Raw genomic sequence first — 14,238 nt, 5'->3', positions numbered from 1 at the left:
CAATTTTTGTTTCAAACATGCCCAAACCGCGTCTATGGTTGGGCTTCGTATGGCTCGGCCCCGATGGCACTTGGGTCGATTCAATTTAAAAGCGCTTTGAGGGAATGGAGACTTTCGTGAACCTCAAGCAGCTCGCCCACATGCTGGCACTTTCGCAAACCACGGTAAGCCGCGCGCTGAACGGCTATCCCGAGGTCAACGAGGAGACGCGCAGGCGTGTCATGGATGCCGCCAAGCGCCATGGCTATCGGCCCAACCCGAGCGCGCGCCGGCTGGCGACCGGCAAGACCGGCATGATCGGCTATGTCCTGCCGACCGGTGCGTCCGTCGACATCGATCCGCATTTCGTCGAGTTCCTGTCCGGCCTTGGCGACTATGCTCGCTCGCACGAGCTCGACCTTGTGCTGTCGCCGGCCGACGCCGACGACCAGGAGACGACCTACCGGCGCATCGTCGCCAACCGGCAGGTCGACGCTGTTTATATCTCCTCTCCAAGGCCCGCTGACCGGCGCGTGGCGCTGGTCAACACGCTCGGCATTCCCTTCATCGTCCATGGCCGCAGTGAGGGCTTCGATTTCGACTATGCCTTCACCGACATCGACAATGAGGGCGCCTTCCACGAAGCGGCCAGGCTGCTGATCCAGCTCGGTCATCGGCGGCTGGCGCTGATCAACGGTGACGACCGCGAGACCTTCGCCATCCATCGCGAACGCGGCGTGCGCCGGGCACTCGCCGCGAGCGGACTGACATTGAGCGAACGCCATGTCTGCTCGGTCGATATGACCGAGGAGAACGGCTATCGCGCCACCAGGCGTTTGCTGGAAGGGGACGATGCGCCGACGGCGATCGCCTGCTCCAGCCTGATCATGGCGCTGGGCGTCGTGCGTGCGGTGCGCGACCTCGGCTTGAGCATTCCGGGCGACGTCTCGCTGATCGCCCATGACGATGTCTTCCCCTGGCTGAGACCGGAGAATTTCTCGGTGCCGCTGTCGACGACGCGTTCATCGATCCGTCTCGCCGGCGCCCGTGTCGCCGAGCGGCTGGCGGCACGGATTTCAGGACTGGAGGAGGGCGCGCGAGGCGAGGTCTGGCCGGTCGACCTGGTGGTGAGAGGGTCAGTCGCCGGTGCGCCGGCGTAGCTGGAGATCAAATCCATGTGCTCTGCGGGATCGAGTTGAGACGCGACACTCACGCCGCATCAATCTCGCCCGACGCCGGCAGTAGGGAGACCACCGCAAGGGGGCCGGATTCCGATATCTCACGCCGCGGATTTGAGGTGGTCGATGAAGGCGCGCAGCTTCGGCAGGACTTGGCGCTTGCCGGGATGATACAGGAAGACGCCCGGCGTCGTGGCGGCGATGCCGTCCAGCACCGGTTCCAGTTTACCTTCGGCTATCGGAGCTTCAGCGATTGGTCGAGGCGTCTGCGCCAGCCCGACGCCCCGCATCGCGGCCCCGAGCAATGTCGGATAATCGTGCGCTATCAGCGGGCCTGAGAGCATCGCCTCGATCGCCTCGTTGCCGTCGACGAAAGCCCAGGGCGCTATGGCGCCATTCGAACGGCGCAAGCGCAGGCAGGCGTGGTTGCGCAGATCGTCGACGCGTTCGGGGCGGCCGTGGCGTTTGAGATAGTCAGGGCTGCCGACGACCACGAACGAAAACGATGGGGTTAGCCGCACCGCGACCATGTCGACCGCAATGAACTGGCCGAGACGGATGCCGGCATCGAACCCGCCGGCCGCGAGATCGACCATCTCGTCGCTCGCGGCGATCTCCAGTTCGATCTCGGGGTAAGCCCGGCAGAACGACGCGATCATCGGCTCCAGGATCAACGGCACGACAGCGCGGGGCACGGACAGGCGCAGCAGACCGGTCGGCCGTTGGCCGATGTCACGCACGGCCTCGCCGGCCGCGACGAGTTCTTCGAAAGCAGGGCCGGCACGATCGAGGAACCGCTGGCCAGGCTCGGTCAAGCCGACGCTCCGTGTCGTGCGGACGAACAGCGCCGCACCCATGCGTGCCTCCAGCGCGCGCACCGCCTGGCTCACGGCGGACGGTGTCACGCCGAGTTGCGCTGCGGCGCGGCGGAAGTTGCGGTGCCTGGCGACAGCCAGGAACGCCTCGATGCCCTCCAGCGCACCATGTCGGACTGTGTAGTTCTGCTTCATAGGTTGTTGTTATTACGCCGGGTAGTCGAATTATGGAAGTGGGCCTAGGTATGAGCTGAACCTAGGAGACATCATGCGATGACCGATGAACTTGAAGGGGTACGCGACCATTATCGCGCGACGGGCCTGACCGAGCGGCTGAAGACGGTGTTGGCTGCCCTCGGCCCGGAGGACCAGCTCCTCACGCCCCAACAATTGGGCGTTCTCGACCAGTTTCACACCCGTGGGCTAGCTGCCACCGCCGAGCTTGCCCAATTGGCGGGGATCGCTGCCGGCATGTCGATACTGGACGTCGGCTCGGGCGTCGGTGGGCCGGCGCGCTTTCTGGCTGCGACCTATGGCTGCCGGGTTACTGGCGTGGATCTCAGCGAGCCTTTCGTGGATGCCGCGCGCTATCTGACCGAGCGCACGGGACAGAGCGGGCAGCTGTCGTTCCAGACCGCCAGCGCATTGGAGCTCCCATTCGACGATGGCCGTTTCGACGCGGTGCTGTTGCAGCACGTGGCGATGAACATCTCTGACCGGACGCTGCTCTACAGCGAGATTCGGCGCGTGCTGAAGCCAGGCGGCAGGTTTGCCACATACGACGTCGTGTTGTCTGGAGGCGAGCCGCACTATCCGCTTCCCTGGGCGAGAACGCCGGCGACGAGCTTTCTCCTAACAGCCGGTGCGACGCGCGAGGCGATCGAACCGGCCAGCTTCCGCATGCTGGCATGGCAAGACGACACCGATGCCGCCAAGGCGTGGTTCGCACAGTTGCGCGCGTCGGGGCCGCCGCCTTCGCCCAATCTCGGCGTGGTGATGGGACCGGACTTCGCTGAGCTTGCGGCCAACCTCGGACGAAATCTTATGCAAGGTCGGCTCGGTATCCTGACCGCAGTGTTCGAGGCCGCATGAACCAGTTGCCGAGGGAGGCCAGATGTCAACCGAGATCGTGTTCCAAATCCATCTTGTTCTGGGCTATGTCGCGTGGCTGCTTTGCTTCGGTTTATACGGTTTGCCGTGGCTCAGGTCGATGGACCGGGTCGCGGCGCAGCGCGCTGTTGCCACTCTGCACAGCTTCCGCTTCTTCGGGCTGGTCTTCCTCGTTCCGGGTGTCGTCAGCCCCGATTTGCCTGCCGGCTTTGCCGTGTTTGCTGCCTACGGCGACCTTGCAACAGGAGTGCTGGCCATGCTGGCGCTGCTCACGGCAAGGATACCTCGGCTCTTCTGGGCGCTCGTCGTCGCCTTCAATCTGGTCGGGGCGGTTGATCTGATCGTAGACTATTACCACGCCATCCAGGTCGGCCTCCCCCAGCGTGCGGGCGAACTGGGCGCCACCTACGCGATCCCGATCATCTACGTGCCGCTGCTGATGATCACGCACATCGTCGCGTTCTATTTTCTGGTGCGTCCTCCGCAAGCCGCGGCTTGGACTGTCGCAGACTAGTCCTTTGCCGCCGCCGCCTTGATGTCCAGCAGGCCGTAGCCGAAATCATTGTCGCGTCCCTTGGGGCCGAGATCCCTGGCCGTTGCCGCGAGCGCCTTTTCGATGTCGTCGGCCGAGCGATCGGGCGCGGCATGGATGAGATTGGCGATGGCGCCGCTCACGATCGCCGCGGCAAACGAGGTGCCTGTGACCACATCCGAGCCGGCGCCGCTCGGCGCCACCATCTCGACGCCGGGTGCCGAGATGAAGACATAGGCGCCGCGATTGGCCTGCGGCATCAGCCCGTCCTTGGCATCGGTGGCGGTCACCGCGATGACACCATCGAAGGCGGCCGGATAGCCATAGGGCGCCTTCGGCCCGTTGTTACCGGCTGCGGCGACCAGCACCATGCCGAGCGCGCGGGCATTGCGGCAGGCGACGCCGAGCAAATCGTTCTTCGGCCCGACAAAGCTCATATTGATGATGCGCACGTCCTGTTCCGCCGCCCAGTCGAGCGCCGACAGGATGACGTCCATGGTCGACTTGCCGCCCTCGAAGGCGCGGGCGTGATAGATTTTTGCGCCCGGTGCCATGCCTTCCAGCGCGCCGACGCCGGCGATCAGCCCGTCGATCGACGTGCCGTGATCGCGCTTTTCGATCGGCACGTCGGGCATGGCGTCGAACTGCCCGGCAATGACGCCCGAGAGCGCCGGGTTGGTGTCGTCGATGCCGGTGTCGATCACCGCGATGCGGACGTTTTCTCCGCTGGCCTGCTTGGAATCGAGTGCAATGCGGTCGAACGCATAGTTGACGATGCCGGCGGCCTGCTGCAGCGAATAGACGTGATTGGGCTCGCGCCGCTGGGTGCGGCCGTCGGCGGCCAGTTGCGCCAGCACGACGCCGACGGGCCGGCCGTCGGGAATGCCGAAGCGCACCAGTGTGGTGCCAAGCAGGCGCGACTGGCGCTGCGAGCGCACCTGCAGGCCGAAGGAGGCGGCGATCTGCTGGACAGCGCCGGCATCGCCGTCGACGGTCACCAGCACCTCGTCGGGCACGAAATCGCCAACCACCGCGCGCGGCGGCTGAACGGCAATGAGATCGGTCGGCGAGACGATCGGGCCACCGGGCGGGGGGCCGGCTTGAGTATCGGCCGGCGGCGTCGCCGGTTCGGGCCGTGGCGTCGGCACAGGGGTCGGGGGCGCCGCCGGGTTGGGAAACAGGTCGACGATCAGGGCCGGCAGGAACACCGCGCCGGATTGCGCCGCATCCGATCCGCCCTCTGTGTCGCTGCCATCCTTGGCGCTGTCGGCGCCTGCCGCATTGGTCCCGTCGCGGCAGTCGATTTTCGTCTGGTCGGGATTGGGATCGTTGGTCTGCGCCGACGCGGGCACGGCGACGATTGTCATCGCCGCCGCAAGCATTGCCGCAAATCGAATGACCGCCTCAGCCGCCATCAACCGGTTTCCTTCCCTCGATCACAGTCTCCGTGAAAGCCTGGGCGGCAACAAGGCCGATTTGCCTGGTGTAGTCGGCTGCGTTGGCAGCCGGGATGCCAAGCCGGAACACGCCGTCGGCGGTCGGTCCGCCGACGATCTTCAGCCCGTTGCTGCCGAGGAAGGCGGAAATGTCCGACATCTTCGCATCCGGCTTGAACTTGACCAGGGCGTACGGCATTTTCGCCAGATCGTCTTGCGCGCCGGCAATCTCGAAATCATTGCCCTTTCCGCCGGGTTCGACAAACGACTGCACCATGACCAGCGCCAGCAGAACCGCGGCTGCCGCCCAGGCGACGCCGACCGGCACCGCCATGAAGCGGCCCCAGGCCTGCGCCAGCCAGGACGATCCTGCCGGCTTGCGCGCAGGCCCGGCCTCGGCGTCGAGTGCCTTGGCAAAGCGGCTGAGCGCATCGGCCGGCGGCCGGATTGCTTCGTTGGCGGCCGTGGCGCCGGAGAATTCGGCTTCAGCTTCGCCAAGGGCGGCAAGTGCGGCCGGATCGCTGGCCAGCCATTCCTCGACCGCTTCCAGGTCGGAACCTTCCAGCGAGCCGTTCAGGTAGAACGGCAGCAGCGTTTCCATTTCGTCGCGGCGCGACATCTTTTCAGCGGCGCTCATGGCCACCCCCTGTCGTAACCGGCGGCCTTGAGAGCCTCGCCGAGTTTCTTGCGGGCGTAGAACATCCGGGTCTTGACGGTGGCGACCGGAATGTCGAGCACCTCGCTGATCTCGCTCACCGACTGCCCGTGATAATAGGCAAGATCGATGACGACGCGATGCTCTTCCGGCAAGGCGTCGACGAAGCGCCGCAGGGCGGCCGCCTTGTCTTCCTTCATGGTGACGACTTCCGGCGTGTCGGCGCCGTCGGGCACCGCGGCGGCGGCCTCGTCGTCGATCCAGTCTTCCTTCTTCTTGCGCAGAAAGGACAGCGCCTTGAAACGGGCAATGCCGAGCAGCCATGTCGAGACTTCGGAACGCCCTTCGAAGCCGGGCGCCTGGCGCCACAACTCGAGGAAGACTTCGTTGGCGATATCGTCGGCCATCATTTCCGATCCCGTCTGGCGCGCCACGAAGCGGTAGACCCGCGCGTGGTGACGCATGAACAGGAGCCGCACGGCGGCTCGGTCGCCCTTCGCGACCCGGTCGACGAGCGCGCGATCGGTCTCCGTCGCTGCCGTCATGGCCGGTCGAGCCGCCTGGCTCCTGTCTGCTCTGTCGCTGATCGGCCCAAAAAGGTTCATCCTCCGCCAAGGAATTTTGCGGAGGCTAACCGAAGAGCGCGGAGGTTGCCAGAGGTGCGCCTCTTCCTTCTCCCACAAGGGCAGAAGGGAAGAGCTTCGCGGACCGCTTCTCACTCCAAGAAAGACTTCGCCTTCATCGTCGCGGGCACGGGAACACCCAGTCGGCTCAGCACCGTCGGCGCCAGCTGCAGCTGGTCGAGTAGTGTGTCCGCATCCGGCCCTTTGCCTTGTCCAAAATAATACAGCGCGAAATCCTGCATCTCGTCGTCATGGCCGCCGTGATGGCCACGATCGGTCTGGCCGTGATCGGCGGTCACGATCACCTCATAGCCGGCTTCGATCCAGCGCGGCAGGAAGGCGGCCAGCATGCCGTCCATCGCATAGACGGCATGGTCCATCTCGTGGCAGTCGTGGCCGAAGCGGTGTCCCATCGAATCCAGCGTGCAGGTGTGCAGGATGCCGTAGTCAATGCCATGGCGTTTCGTCAGCATGGTCAGCGTCGCGAACAGGTCGACATCGCTCGGCGTCATCTGGTTGCGGAGATTGTAACCGGTCATGGTGTGGAAGCGGCCATGCGTGATCGGCCCGCCTGGCTCGTCGAATTCCATGCCCTCGACCAGGTCGAACGGGTAGGCGCGGAAGAATTCCGACCAGTAGGAATGGGTCACCGCCCCCGTCTTGCCGCCTGCCTTGCTGACCTCGGAGAAGATATCGGGCTGCTCGACGCGGAAACGGTTCTCATTGGAGAGAATCCCGTGCACCTGCGGCGAAACCCCGGTGTGGATCGAGGCATAGCAGCAGGCCGAGGTCGACGGCAGCACCGAGCGCATCTTCCAGACGCGCGCCTCGCCCGATTGCACCCAGCCTTCGAGATTGCCCATTAGCCGGCGCCAGTTCCGGTAAGGCACGCCATCGAGGATGATCAGCAGAAGCTTGGATTTGAGCGCCACGGGCTGCTCCATGCGGTTGGCGGTTGAAACGGGAACGCCGTGTGCCGTCCCGGGCACACGGCGTTCTGATAGATGAAATCGGACGATCAGAGTCTGCTCAAGCGTTGAGCCAGCACTCGGCAAGCGCGTAGCCGTCCATCATTTCGCCGATAGGGCTCTTGGCATAGCCGCCGATCTTGTTGGTGGCGGCCGCGTCGATGAACTGATTGAAGAAGGGCACGATCAGCCCACCTTCGTCACGCATCATCACTGCCATATCGTGGTAGATCGCCTGGCGCTTGGCCTGGTCGAGCTCGCCGCGCGCGGTAAACAGCATCTTGTCGAATTCCGGCCGCTTGAAGCGCGTGTCGTTCCAGTCGGCGGTCGAGACATAGCCGGTGGAATACATCTGGTCCTGCGTGGCGCGTCCGCCCCAGTAGGAGAGCGAGAAGGGCTGCTTGTTCCAGACCTCCGACCAGTAGCCGTCGCCGGGTTCGCGCTTGATCTCGATCTTGATGCCGGCTTTGGCGCAGGACTGCTGATAGAGCTGTGCGGCATCGACGGCGCCCGGGAAGGCGACGTCCGAGGTGCGCAGCACGATCGAGCCGCTGTGGCCTGATTTCTTGTAGGCTGCCGCCGCCTTGTCCGGATCGAACTTGCGCTGTTCGATATCGGCGGAAAACAGCGGATAGGCCTCGTTGATCGGGAAGTCGTTACCCACCGAGCCATAGCCGCGCAGGATCTTTTCCAGCATCTCGTCGCGGTCCATGGCTAGCTTCAGCGCCATGCGCAGATCATTGCTGTCGAAAGGTGCGGTGTCGCAGAACATGTTGAACGGATAGTAGCCCTTGCCCGAGACATTCTCGATGGAAACGCCCGCGATGCGCTTGACCAGATCGACGACCTTGGGTTCGACGCGGTTGATCATGTGCACCTGGCCGCCTTGCAAGGCTGCAAGCCGTGCGGTCGCATCATTGATGACGATGATCTCGACCTGGTCGGCGTGGCCGGCCTTGTCGCCAAGCCAGTAATTGGCGAAACGCTCGCCGCCATGGCGCACGCCTGGCTGGTTGACGCTAACCTTGTAGGGTCCGGCGCTGATGCCGGCATTCGGATCGTCCTTGCCGCCATTCGGCTGGATGACGAGATGGTAGTCGGCCATCAGATAAGGGAAGTCGGCATCGGCGTCGCCGAGCGTGACGATGACTTCCTTGCCGCTCGCCTTGACGCCCTTGATGTTCTTGAGGATGCCGAGTGCTCCGGACTTGGACTTCTCGTCCGCATGGCGCTCGATGGTGGCGGCAACGTCCTCCGCGCCGACCGTCTTGCCATTGTGGAACTCGATGCCATCGCGGATCTTGATCGTCCATGTCTTGGCGTCGGCTGAGGCGCCAATCTCTTCGGCAATCAGGTTGACCAGCTTGTTGTCCGGTGTGAGGCGCACAAGATACTCGCCCCAAAGCTTGCCGAAGCTGAAGGTTACCTGGCTGAGATTCAGCGCCGGATCGAGGCTATTGGTGGATTCCCCGCCCTGCAGGCCAGCCTTGATGATACCGCCCTTCACCGCCGTCTGGGCAAATGCCTTGCCGGCCAGCGCCGGCATCATGGCCGCCGATACGCCGAGCGCGGCGGCGCGCCCAAGAAAGGCACGGCGCGATATCCGGCCGTGACCGGCGAGTTCGGCGAGATAATCGAGTTCAGTTTTCATGTCCTACCCCTGTTTAAAAGTCGTGCGAGCGGCGCTCGTCCCGAAGGACGTGTGGCGCTCTAGTGTTGCATCCGGATGACGGTCGCTGACGCCCCTATGTGGCAGCTTGGTCTGACACAATTTCCAGGGGAAGCGCCTGCCTTTTTCTTCCGGCAGTATTGGTTCCCAGTTTTCCCGGAATTGCTTTAGTTCCCCGCGCTGGCCATGCGCCGTCCCTTGATTGCCTTTTCCAGCCAGCCGATTTCCATCTCTGGAACCGAGGAGAGCAGCAGGTCGGTGTAGGCGTCGAAGGGCGGGCTCAGCACCTTGCCCTTGGGGCCGTAACGCACCACCTCGCCGCGATACATAACCGCGATTGAATCGGCGATCGACTTCACCGTGGCAAGGTCATGCGTGATGAACAGATAGGCGACGTTCTCTTCCTTCTGCAGCTCCAGCAGCAGCTCGAGGATGCCGTGTGCCACCAGCGGATCGAGCGCCGAGGTCACCTCGTCGCAGATGATCAGCTTCGGCTTGGCGGCAAGCGACCGGGCGATGCAGACACGCTGTTTCTGGCCGCCGGAAAGCTCGGCCGGGTAGCGGTCGGAAAATCCCTTGCCCATCTCGATCTTGTCGAGCAGTTCGGCAACGCGTCTGTCGCGCTCACGGCCGCGCATGCCGAAATAAAACTCCAGCGGCCGGCCGATGATGGTGCCGACGGTCTGACGCGGGTTCATCGCCACATCGGCCATCTGGTAGATCATCTGCAACTGGCGCAGATCCTCCTTCGGCCGGTCGGCCAGCCTGTTGGCCAGCGCGCGTCCGTCGAAGGTGACGGTACCCTGTTCGGGTGGCAAAAGTCCCGTGATGGCGCGCGCCAGCGTCGACTTGCCGGAGCCGGACTCGCCGACCACGGCCAGCGTCTGGCCCGGATAGATGTCGACGGATACGTCCTTCAGCACCTTGATATGGCTGCGGCCATAGGCGGCGGTGACGTTCTTCACCGACAGGAACGGCGACGTGCCGGGCTTCTGCTCCTGGTGTTCGATCTCATGCACCGAGACCAGCGCGTTGGTGTATTCCTGGCGCGGCTCCTTGATGATCTGCCTTGTGCCGCCCCATTCGACCAGCCTCCCATGGCGCAGCACCATGATCTCGTCGGAGACCTGGGCGACGACGGCAAGGTCGTGCGTGATGTAGAGCGCAGCGACATGGGTGTCGCGGATGGCGTCCTTGATCGCCGCCAGCACGTCGATCTGCGTCGTCACGTCGAGCGCCGTTGTCGGCTCGTCAAAGACGATCAGGTCCGGCTCGGAGCACAGGGCCATCGCCGTCATCACACGCTGCAACTGGCCGCCCGAAACCTGGTGCGGAAAACGCTCGCCGATGGTTTCAGGGTTCGGCAGGCTGAGCTTCTTGAACAGCGCAACCGCGCGCTTCTCGGCCTCGGCGCGTGTCGCGGTGCCGTGCAGCAGGGTGGCTTCCACCACCTGGTCCATCAGTCTGTGCGCCGGGTTGAAGGCCGCTGCCGCCGACTGCGCGACATAGCAGACCTCGCGGCCGCGTAATTTGCGGAAGCCGTCCTTGCCGCCCTTGAGGATGTCGCGGCCGTTCAGGATCACCTCGCCGCCTGTGATGCGCACGCCGCCGCGGCCGTAGCCCATCGACGACAGGCCGATAGTCGACTTGCCGGCGCCGGATTCGCCGATCAGGCCGAGCACCTTGCCCTTCTCGAGCGTCAGTGAGACATCGTGCACCAGCACGATGTCCTTCGGCGGTTCACCGGGCGGGAAGACGGTAGCCTCGATGCGCAGATTGCGGATGTCGAGCAGCAGGCCTGACTTCGGTTGCCCGAGCTTCGCTTTGGTGTCGGCCATCACCCGCGTCCTCCCTTGAGGCTTGTCGTCCGGTTGAGCACCCAGTCGGCAACCAGGTTGACGGAAATCGCCAGCAGCGCGATCGCCCCCGCTGGGATGAGTGCGGCCGCGATGCCGAACACGATGCCGTCTTTGTTTTCCTTGACCATGCCGCCCCAGTCGGCGTCCGGTGGCTGCACGCCAAGGCCGAGGAACGACAGCGTCGACAGGAACAGCACCGCGTAGATGAAGCGCAGACCGAGTTCGGAAACCAGCGGCGACAATGCGTTGGGGAGAATCTCGCGGAAGATGATCCAGCCGCTGCCCTCACCGCGCAGTTTCGCCGCTTCGACATAGTCCATGACGTTGATGTCGACGGCGACCGCGCGCGACAGGCGATAGACGCGGGTCGAATCCAGAATGCCCATCACCAGGATCAGCGTCACCAGATTGGTCGGCAGCACCGACAGCACGACGAGACCCATGATCAGCGTCGGGATCGACATCAAGAGATCGACGAGGCGCGACAGCAGCGTGTCGAACCAGCCGCCGAACACGGCCGCCGAGAAGCCGAGAATGGCGCCGAGCGAAAACGACAGCGCGGTGGCCAGCACCGCGATGAACAAAGTGATGCGGGCGCCGTAGATCATGCGCGACAGCAGGTCTCGGCCGAGATTGTCGGTGCCCAGCAAATGGGCAGCCGACATCGGTTCCCAGACGTCGCCGACGATTTCGCCATTGCCGTGCGGCGCGATCCAGGGGGCGAAGACCGCCGCCAGCACGAACAATGCCGTCAGCACGATGCCGATCAGCGCGGGGATGGGGATGCGTTTGATATCGAGCATATCCGCCCCTTATTTCGGATGTCTGAGACGCGGATTGGCGACGATCGCCGCTATGTCCGCAATGATGTTCAGGCTGATATAGACGGCGGCGAAGATCAGGCCGACCGCCTGCACCACCGGCACGTCTCGCTTGGTGACGTGGTCGACCAGATACTGTCCCATGCCCGGATAGACGAAGATCACCTCGACCACGACGACGCCAACGATCAAGTAGGCGAGGTTGAGCATGACGACATTGATGATCGGCGCGATGGCATTGGGGAAGGCGTGCTTGCGGATGACGTTGAAGGCCGACAGGCCCTTCAATTCCGCCGTCTCGACATAGGCCGACTGCATGACATTGAGGATCGCCGCGCGTGTCATGCGCATCATGTGGGCGAGCACGACCAGCGTCAGCGCCGTCGCCGGCAAGGCGATCGCCTGCATCCGTTCGCCAAAAGGCATGCCGTCATAGACGGTCGAAATGCCGGGGAATATCTGCCATTTCACGGCGAAGAAATAGACCAGCACATAGCCGATGAAGAATTCGGGAAACGAGGTCGAGGCCAGCGCCAGCCCGGAGATCAGCTTGTCGACCCAGCCATTGCGGTAGCGTACCGCGATCAGGCCGAGGATGATCGCCAGCGGCACGGCGACGATCGCCGCCCAGAAGGCGAGGAACAGCGTGTTCCACAGCCGTCCCTTGATCGACGTGGCGATGTCCTGCCCGCTCGACATGGCCGTGCCGAGATCGCCGGTCAGCACGCCGCCCAGCCAATGAAAATACCTGAGATAGGCTGGCTGGTTGAGTCCGAGCTGCTCGCGCAGATTGGCAAGCGACTCCGGCGTCGCCGACTGTCCGAGAATGGCTTGCGCGACGTCGCCGGGCAGGATCTGGGTGCCGGCGAAGATCAGGACCGAAACGGCCAACAAGAGCAGAATGCCCAGCGCAACGCGCTGGGCCACCAGTTTCAAGATGGGTGAGGACATATCCGCAAGGCCAAGCTCAGGCTTCGAGCCAGCACTTCGCCAGCGCGTACCCGTTCATCAGCTCCTGATGCGGATCGTCGACCCAGCCGCCGACCTTGGCGCCGGTAGCGTCGATGAACTGGTTGAACATCGGCAGGATCAGGCCGCCCTCGTCTCGTACCAGGACAGCCATGTCATGATACATCTGCTTGCGCTTGGTCTCGTCGAGCTCGGCGCGCGCCGCCAGCACCATCTTGTCGAAATCAGGACGCTTGAAACGCGTGTCGTTCCAGTCGGCGGTCGACAGATAAGCGGTGGAGTACATCTGGTCCTGGGTCGAGCGGCCGCCCCAGTAGGACGCGCAGAAGGGCTGCTTGTTCCAGACCTCGTTCCAATAGCCGTCGCCGGGCTCACGCTTCAGCTCGATCTGAATGCCGGCCTTGGCCGCGCTCTGCTGGAACAACTGCGATGCATCGACGGCGCCCGGGAAAGCGACGTCCGAGGTCCGCAGCAGGACCGCGCCGTCGTGGCCGGACTTCTTGAAGTGGAACTTGGCCTTGTCGGGATCGTACTTGCGCTGCTCGATCTCGGTAAACAGCGGATAGGACGCATTGATCGGGAAGTCGTTGCCGAGCGAACCGTAGCCGCGCAGGATCTTGTCCAGCATTTCCTCGCGGTCGATGGCCAGCTTCAGTGCCATGCGCAAATCGGCGTTGTCGAACGGCGCCGTGTTGCAATGCATGATGAACACGTAGTGGCCAGGACCCGCGTGGTTGCGGATGGTGACGCCCGGCAGGCGCTTGATCAGGTCGACGATCTTCGGCTCGACGCGGTTGATCACGTTGACCTGGCCGCCCTGCAGGGCGGCCGTGCGCGCTGTCGCATCGTTGATGACGATGATCTCGATCTGGTCGGCATGGCCCATCTTGTCGCCCTGCCAGTAATTGGCGAAACGCTCGCCGCCATGGCGCACACCGGGCTCATTGGTCGTGACCTTGTAAGGACCGGCCGAGATGCCTGCGTCAGCCTTGTCCTTGCCGCCATTTGGTTGGACGATCAGGTGATAGTCGCTGAGCAAATAGGGCAGATCGGCATTGGCCTCCTTCAGCGTCAGCACGACTTCCTTGCCGCTGGCCTTGATGGTCTCGATACCTTTCATGTAGCCGAGCGCGCCGGATTTCGACTTCTCGTCGGAATGGCGCTCAAGTGTGGCGGCCACGTCCTCGGCGGTCACTGTCTTGCCGTTGTGGAATTCGACGCCGTCGCGGATCTTCAGCGTCCACACCTTGGCGTCGTCCGACGAGCCGATCTCCTCGGCGATGCGGTTCTCGAGCTTGCCTTCCGGCGAAAGCTCGACAATCAATTCGCCCCACATCTTGCCGAAGGCGAACGGCACCTGAGTCATGAACAGTGCCGGATCAAGGCTGTTGGTGGATTCGCCGCCGACAAGTCCGGCCTTCAGTGTGCCGCCCTTGACCGGGCCTGCCGCGCGTGCAGCGCTTGAAAGCAGCGAGTTGGCGAAGGGCGCGGAGATACCGAGCGCCGCCGCCCGGCCGAGAAAATCACGACGGCTCAGTTTGCCCGACGCGACACGCAGGCTAAGAAATTCCAGTTCGTTCGACATTTTGAGTTCCTCACTCTGTTGGTTCGACTCTGCGGTCGT

General features: G+C 63.8%; 13 protein-coding genes. 3 read left to right on the top strand and 10 right to left on the bottom strand.

The window, feature by feature from the left end; all coding sequences use genetic code 11:
- The first annotated feature begins 116 nt into the window (after positions 1–116).
- Positions 117–1,139: a substrate-binding domain-containing protein gene (locus tag A9K65_RS01955; RefSeq protein ID WP_064993030.1), complete on the top strand. Its 1,023-nt coding sequence runs from the start codon at positions 117–119 to the stop codon at positions 1,137–1,139.
- Between the two features lie 119 nt (positions 1,140–1,258).
- On the opposite strand, the gene A9K65_RS01950 is transcribed toward A9K65_RS01955, so the two are convergent.
- A complete protein-coding gene (locus tag A9K65_RS01950) occupies positions 1,259–2,167 on the bottom strand; it encodes a LysR family transcriptional regulator (protein ID WP_063171028.1) in 909 nt (302 codons plus the stop codon).
- 78 nt (positions 2,168–2,245) lie between these two features.
- Between A9K65_RS01950 and A9K65_RS01945 the strand changes: the two genes are divergently transcribed.
- Both A9K65_RS01945 and A9K65_RS01940 read left to right on the top strand, forming a co-directional pair.
- Positions 2,246–3,064 (top strand): class I SAM-dependent methyltransferase, encoded by an 819-nt coding sequence (locus tag A9K65_RS01945; RefSeq protein WP_024501949.1) that lies wholly within the window; start codon positions 2,246–2,248, stop codon positions 3,062–3,064.
- Between the two features lie 22 nt (positions 3,065–3,086).
- On the top strand, positions 3,087–3,596 hold the full coding sequence (locus A9K65_RS01940) for a hypothetical protein (RefSeq protein ID WP_064992883.1): 510 nt from the start codon (positions 3,087–3,089) through the stop codon (positions 3,594–3,596).
- Here the strand turns inward: A9K65_RS01940 and A9K65_RS01935 are convergent.
- The 9 genes from A9K65_RS01935 to A9K65_RS01895 form a co-directional block, all read right to left on the bottom strand.
- Positions 3,593–5,029, bottom strand: coding sequence for a S8 family serine peptidase (locus A9K65_RS01935; RefSeq protein ID WP_064992884.1), 1,437 nt, complete (start codon positions 5,027–5,029; stop codon positions 3,593–3,595). The two genes, A9K65_RS01940 and A9K65_RS01935, sit on opposite strands and share 4 nt — an antisense overlap.
- Positions 5,019–5,687, bottom strand: a complete 669-nt coding sequence (locus A9K65_RS01930; RefSeq protein WP_082826721.1) for an anti-sigma factor — start codon at positions 5,685–5,687, stop codon at positions 5,019–5,021. The genes A9K65_RS01935 and A9K65_RS01930 overlap by 11 nt, the downstream gene beginning before the upstream one ends.
- On the bottom strand, positions 5,684–6,250 hold the full coding sequence (locus A9K65_RS01925) for a sigma-70 family RNA polymerase sigma factor (protein ID WP_027163789.1): 567 nt from the start codon (positions 6,248–6,250) through the stop codon (positions 5,684–5,686). The genes A9K65_RS01930 and A9K65_RS01925 overlap by 4 nt, the downstream gene beginning before the upstream one ends.
- 170 nt (positions 6,251–6,420) lie before the next feature.
- Positions 6,421–7,260 (bottom strand): alkaline phosphatase family protein, encoded by an 840-nt coding sequence (locus A9K65_RS01920; RefSeq protein WP_084015589.1) that lies wholly within the window; start codon positions 7,258–7,260, stop codon positions 6,421–6,423.
- Between the two features lie 97 nt (positions 7,261–7,357).
- Complete coding sequence (locus tag A9K65_RS01915) at positions 7,358–8,947, bottom strand: ABC transporter substrate-binding protein (RefSeq protein WP_024501943.1); 1,590 nt, start codon at positions 8,945–8,947, stop codon at positions 7,358–7,360.
- A gap of 185 nt (positions 8,948–9,132) precedes the next feature.
- Positions 9,133–10,803 (bottom strand): ABC transporter ATP-binding protein, encoded by a 1,671-nt coding sequence (locus A9K65_RS01910; protein WP_013528251.1) that lies wholly within the window; start codon positions 10,801–10,803, stop codon positions 9,133–9,135.
- Positions 10,803–11,627, bottom strand: coding sequence for an ABC transporter permease (locus tag A9K65_RS01905; RefSeq protein WP_013528250.1), 825 nt, complete (start codon positions 11,625–11,627; stop codon positions 10,803–10,805). The genes A9K65_RS01910 and A9K65_RS01905 overlap by 1 nt, the downstream gene beginning before the upstream one ends.
- A 9-nt stretch (positions 11,628–11,636) precedes the next feature.
- The gene (locus A9K65_RS01900; protein WP_013528249.1) at positions 11,637–12,596 is read right to left on the bottom strand and encodes an ABC transporter permease; all 960 of its coding nucleotides are present in this window, start codon (positions 12,594–12,596) and stop codon (positions 11,637–11,639) included.
- A gap of 16 nt (positions 12,597–12,612) precedes the next feature.
- Positions 12,613–14,199 (bottom strand): ABC transporter substrate-binding protein, encoded by a 1,587-nt coding sequence (locus tag A9K65_RS01895; RefSeq protein WP_064992886.1) that lies wholly within the window; start codon positions 14,197–14,199, stop codon positions 12,613–12,615.
- Positions 14,200–14,238 lie beyond the last annotated feature (39 nt).

Source organism: Mesorhizobium sp. WSM1497 (genome assembly GCF_001672455.2).
In the GTDB taxonomy this organism is placed as follows: Bacteria; Pseudomonadota; Alphaproteobacteria; order Rhizobiales; family Rhizobiaceae; genus Mesorhizobium; species Mesorhizobium ciceri.
The sequence above is the reverse complement of the archived record's forward strand: the minus strand, read 5'-3'. Positions and strand labels throughout refer to the sequence as shown.

Coding starts and splice junctions, on each gene's coding strand:
- A9K65_RS01950 (WP_063171028.1), bottom strand. CDS start 2,167: ATGAAGCAGAACTACACAGTCCGACATGGTGCGCTGGAGGGCATCGAG.
- A9K65_RS01945 (WP_024501949.1), top strand. CDS start 2,246: ATGACCGATGAACTTGAAGGGGTACGCGACCATTATCGCGCGACGGGC.
- A9K65_RS01940 (WP_064992883.1), top strand. CDS start 3,087: ATGTCAACCGAGATCGTGTTCCAAATCCATCTTGTTCTGGGCTATGTC.
- A9K65_RS01935 (WP_064992884.1), bottom strand. CDS start 5,029: ATGGCGGCTGAGGCGGTCATTCGATTTGCGGCAATGCTTGCGGCGGCG.
- A9K65_RS01930 (WP_082826721.1), bottom strand. CDS start 5,687: ATGAGCGCCGCTGAAAAGATGTCGCGCCGCGACGAAATGGAAACGCTG.
- A9K65_RS01925 (WP_027163789.1), bottom strand. CDS start 6,250: ATGACGGCAGCGACGGAGACCGATCGCGCGCTCGTCGACCGGGTCGCG.
- A9K65_RS01915 (WP_024501943.1), bottom strand. CDS start 8,947: ATGAAAACTGAACTCGATTATCTCGCCGAACTCGCCGGTCACGGCCGG.
- A9K65_RS01910 (WP_013528251.1), bottom strand. CDS start 10,803: ATGGCCGACACCAAAGCGAAGCTCGGGCAACCGAAGTCAGGCCTGCTG.
- A9K65_RS01905 (WP_013528250.1), bottom strand. CDS start 11,627: ATGCTCGATATCAAACGCATCCCCATCCCCGCGCTGATCGGCATCGTG.
- A9K65_RS01900 (WP_013528249.1), bottom strand. CDS start 12,596: ATGTCCTCACCCATCTTGAAACTGGTGGCCCAGCGCGTTGCGCTGGGC.
- A9K65_RS01895 (WP_064992886.1), bottom strand. CDS start 14,199: ATGTCGAACGAACTGGAATTTCTTAGCCTGCGTGTCGCGTCGGGCAAA.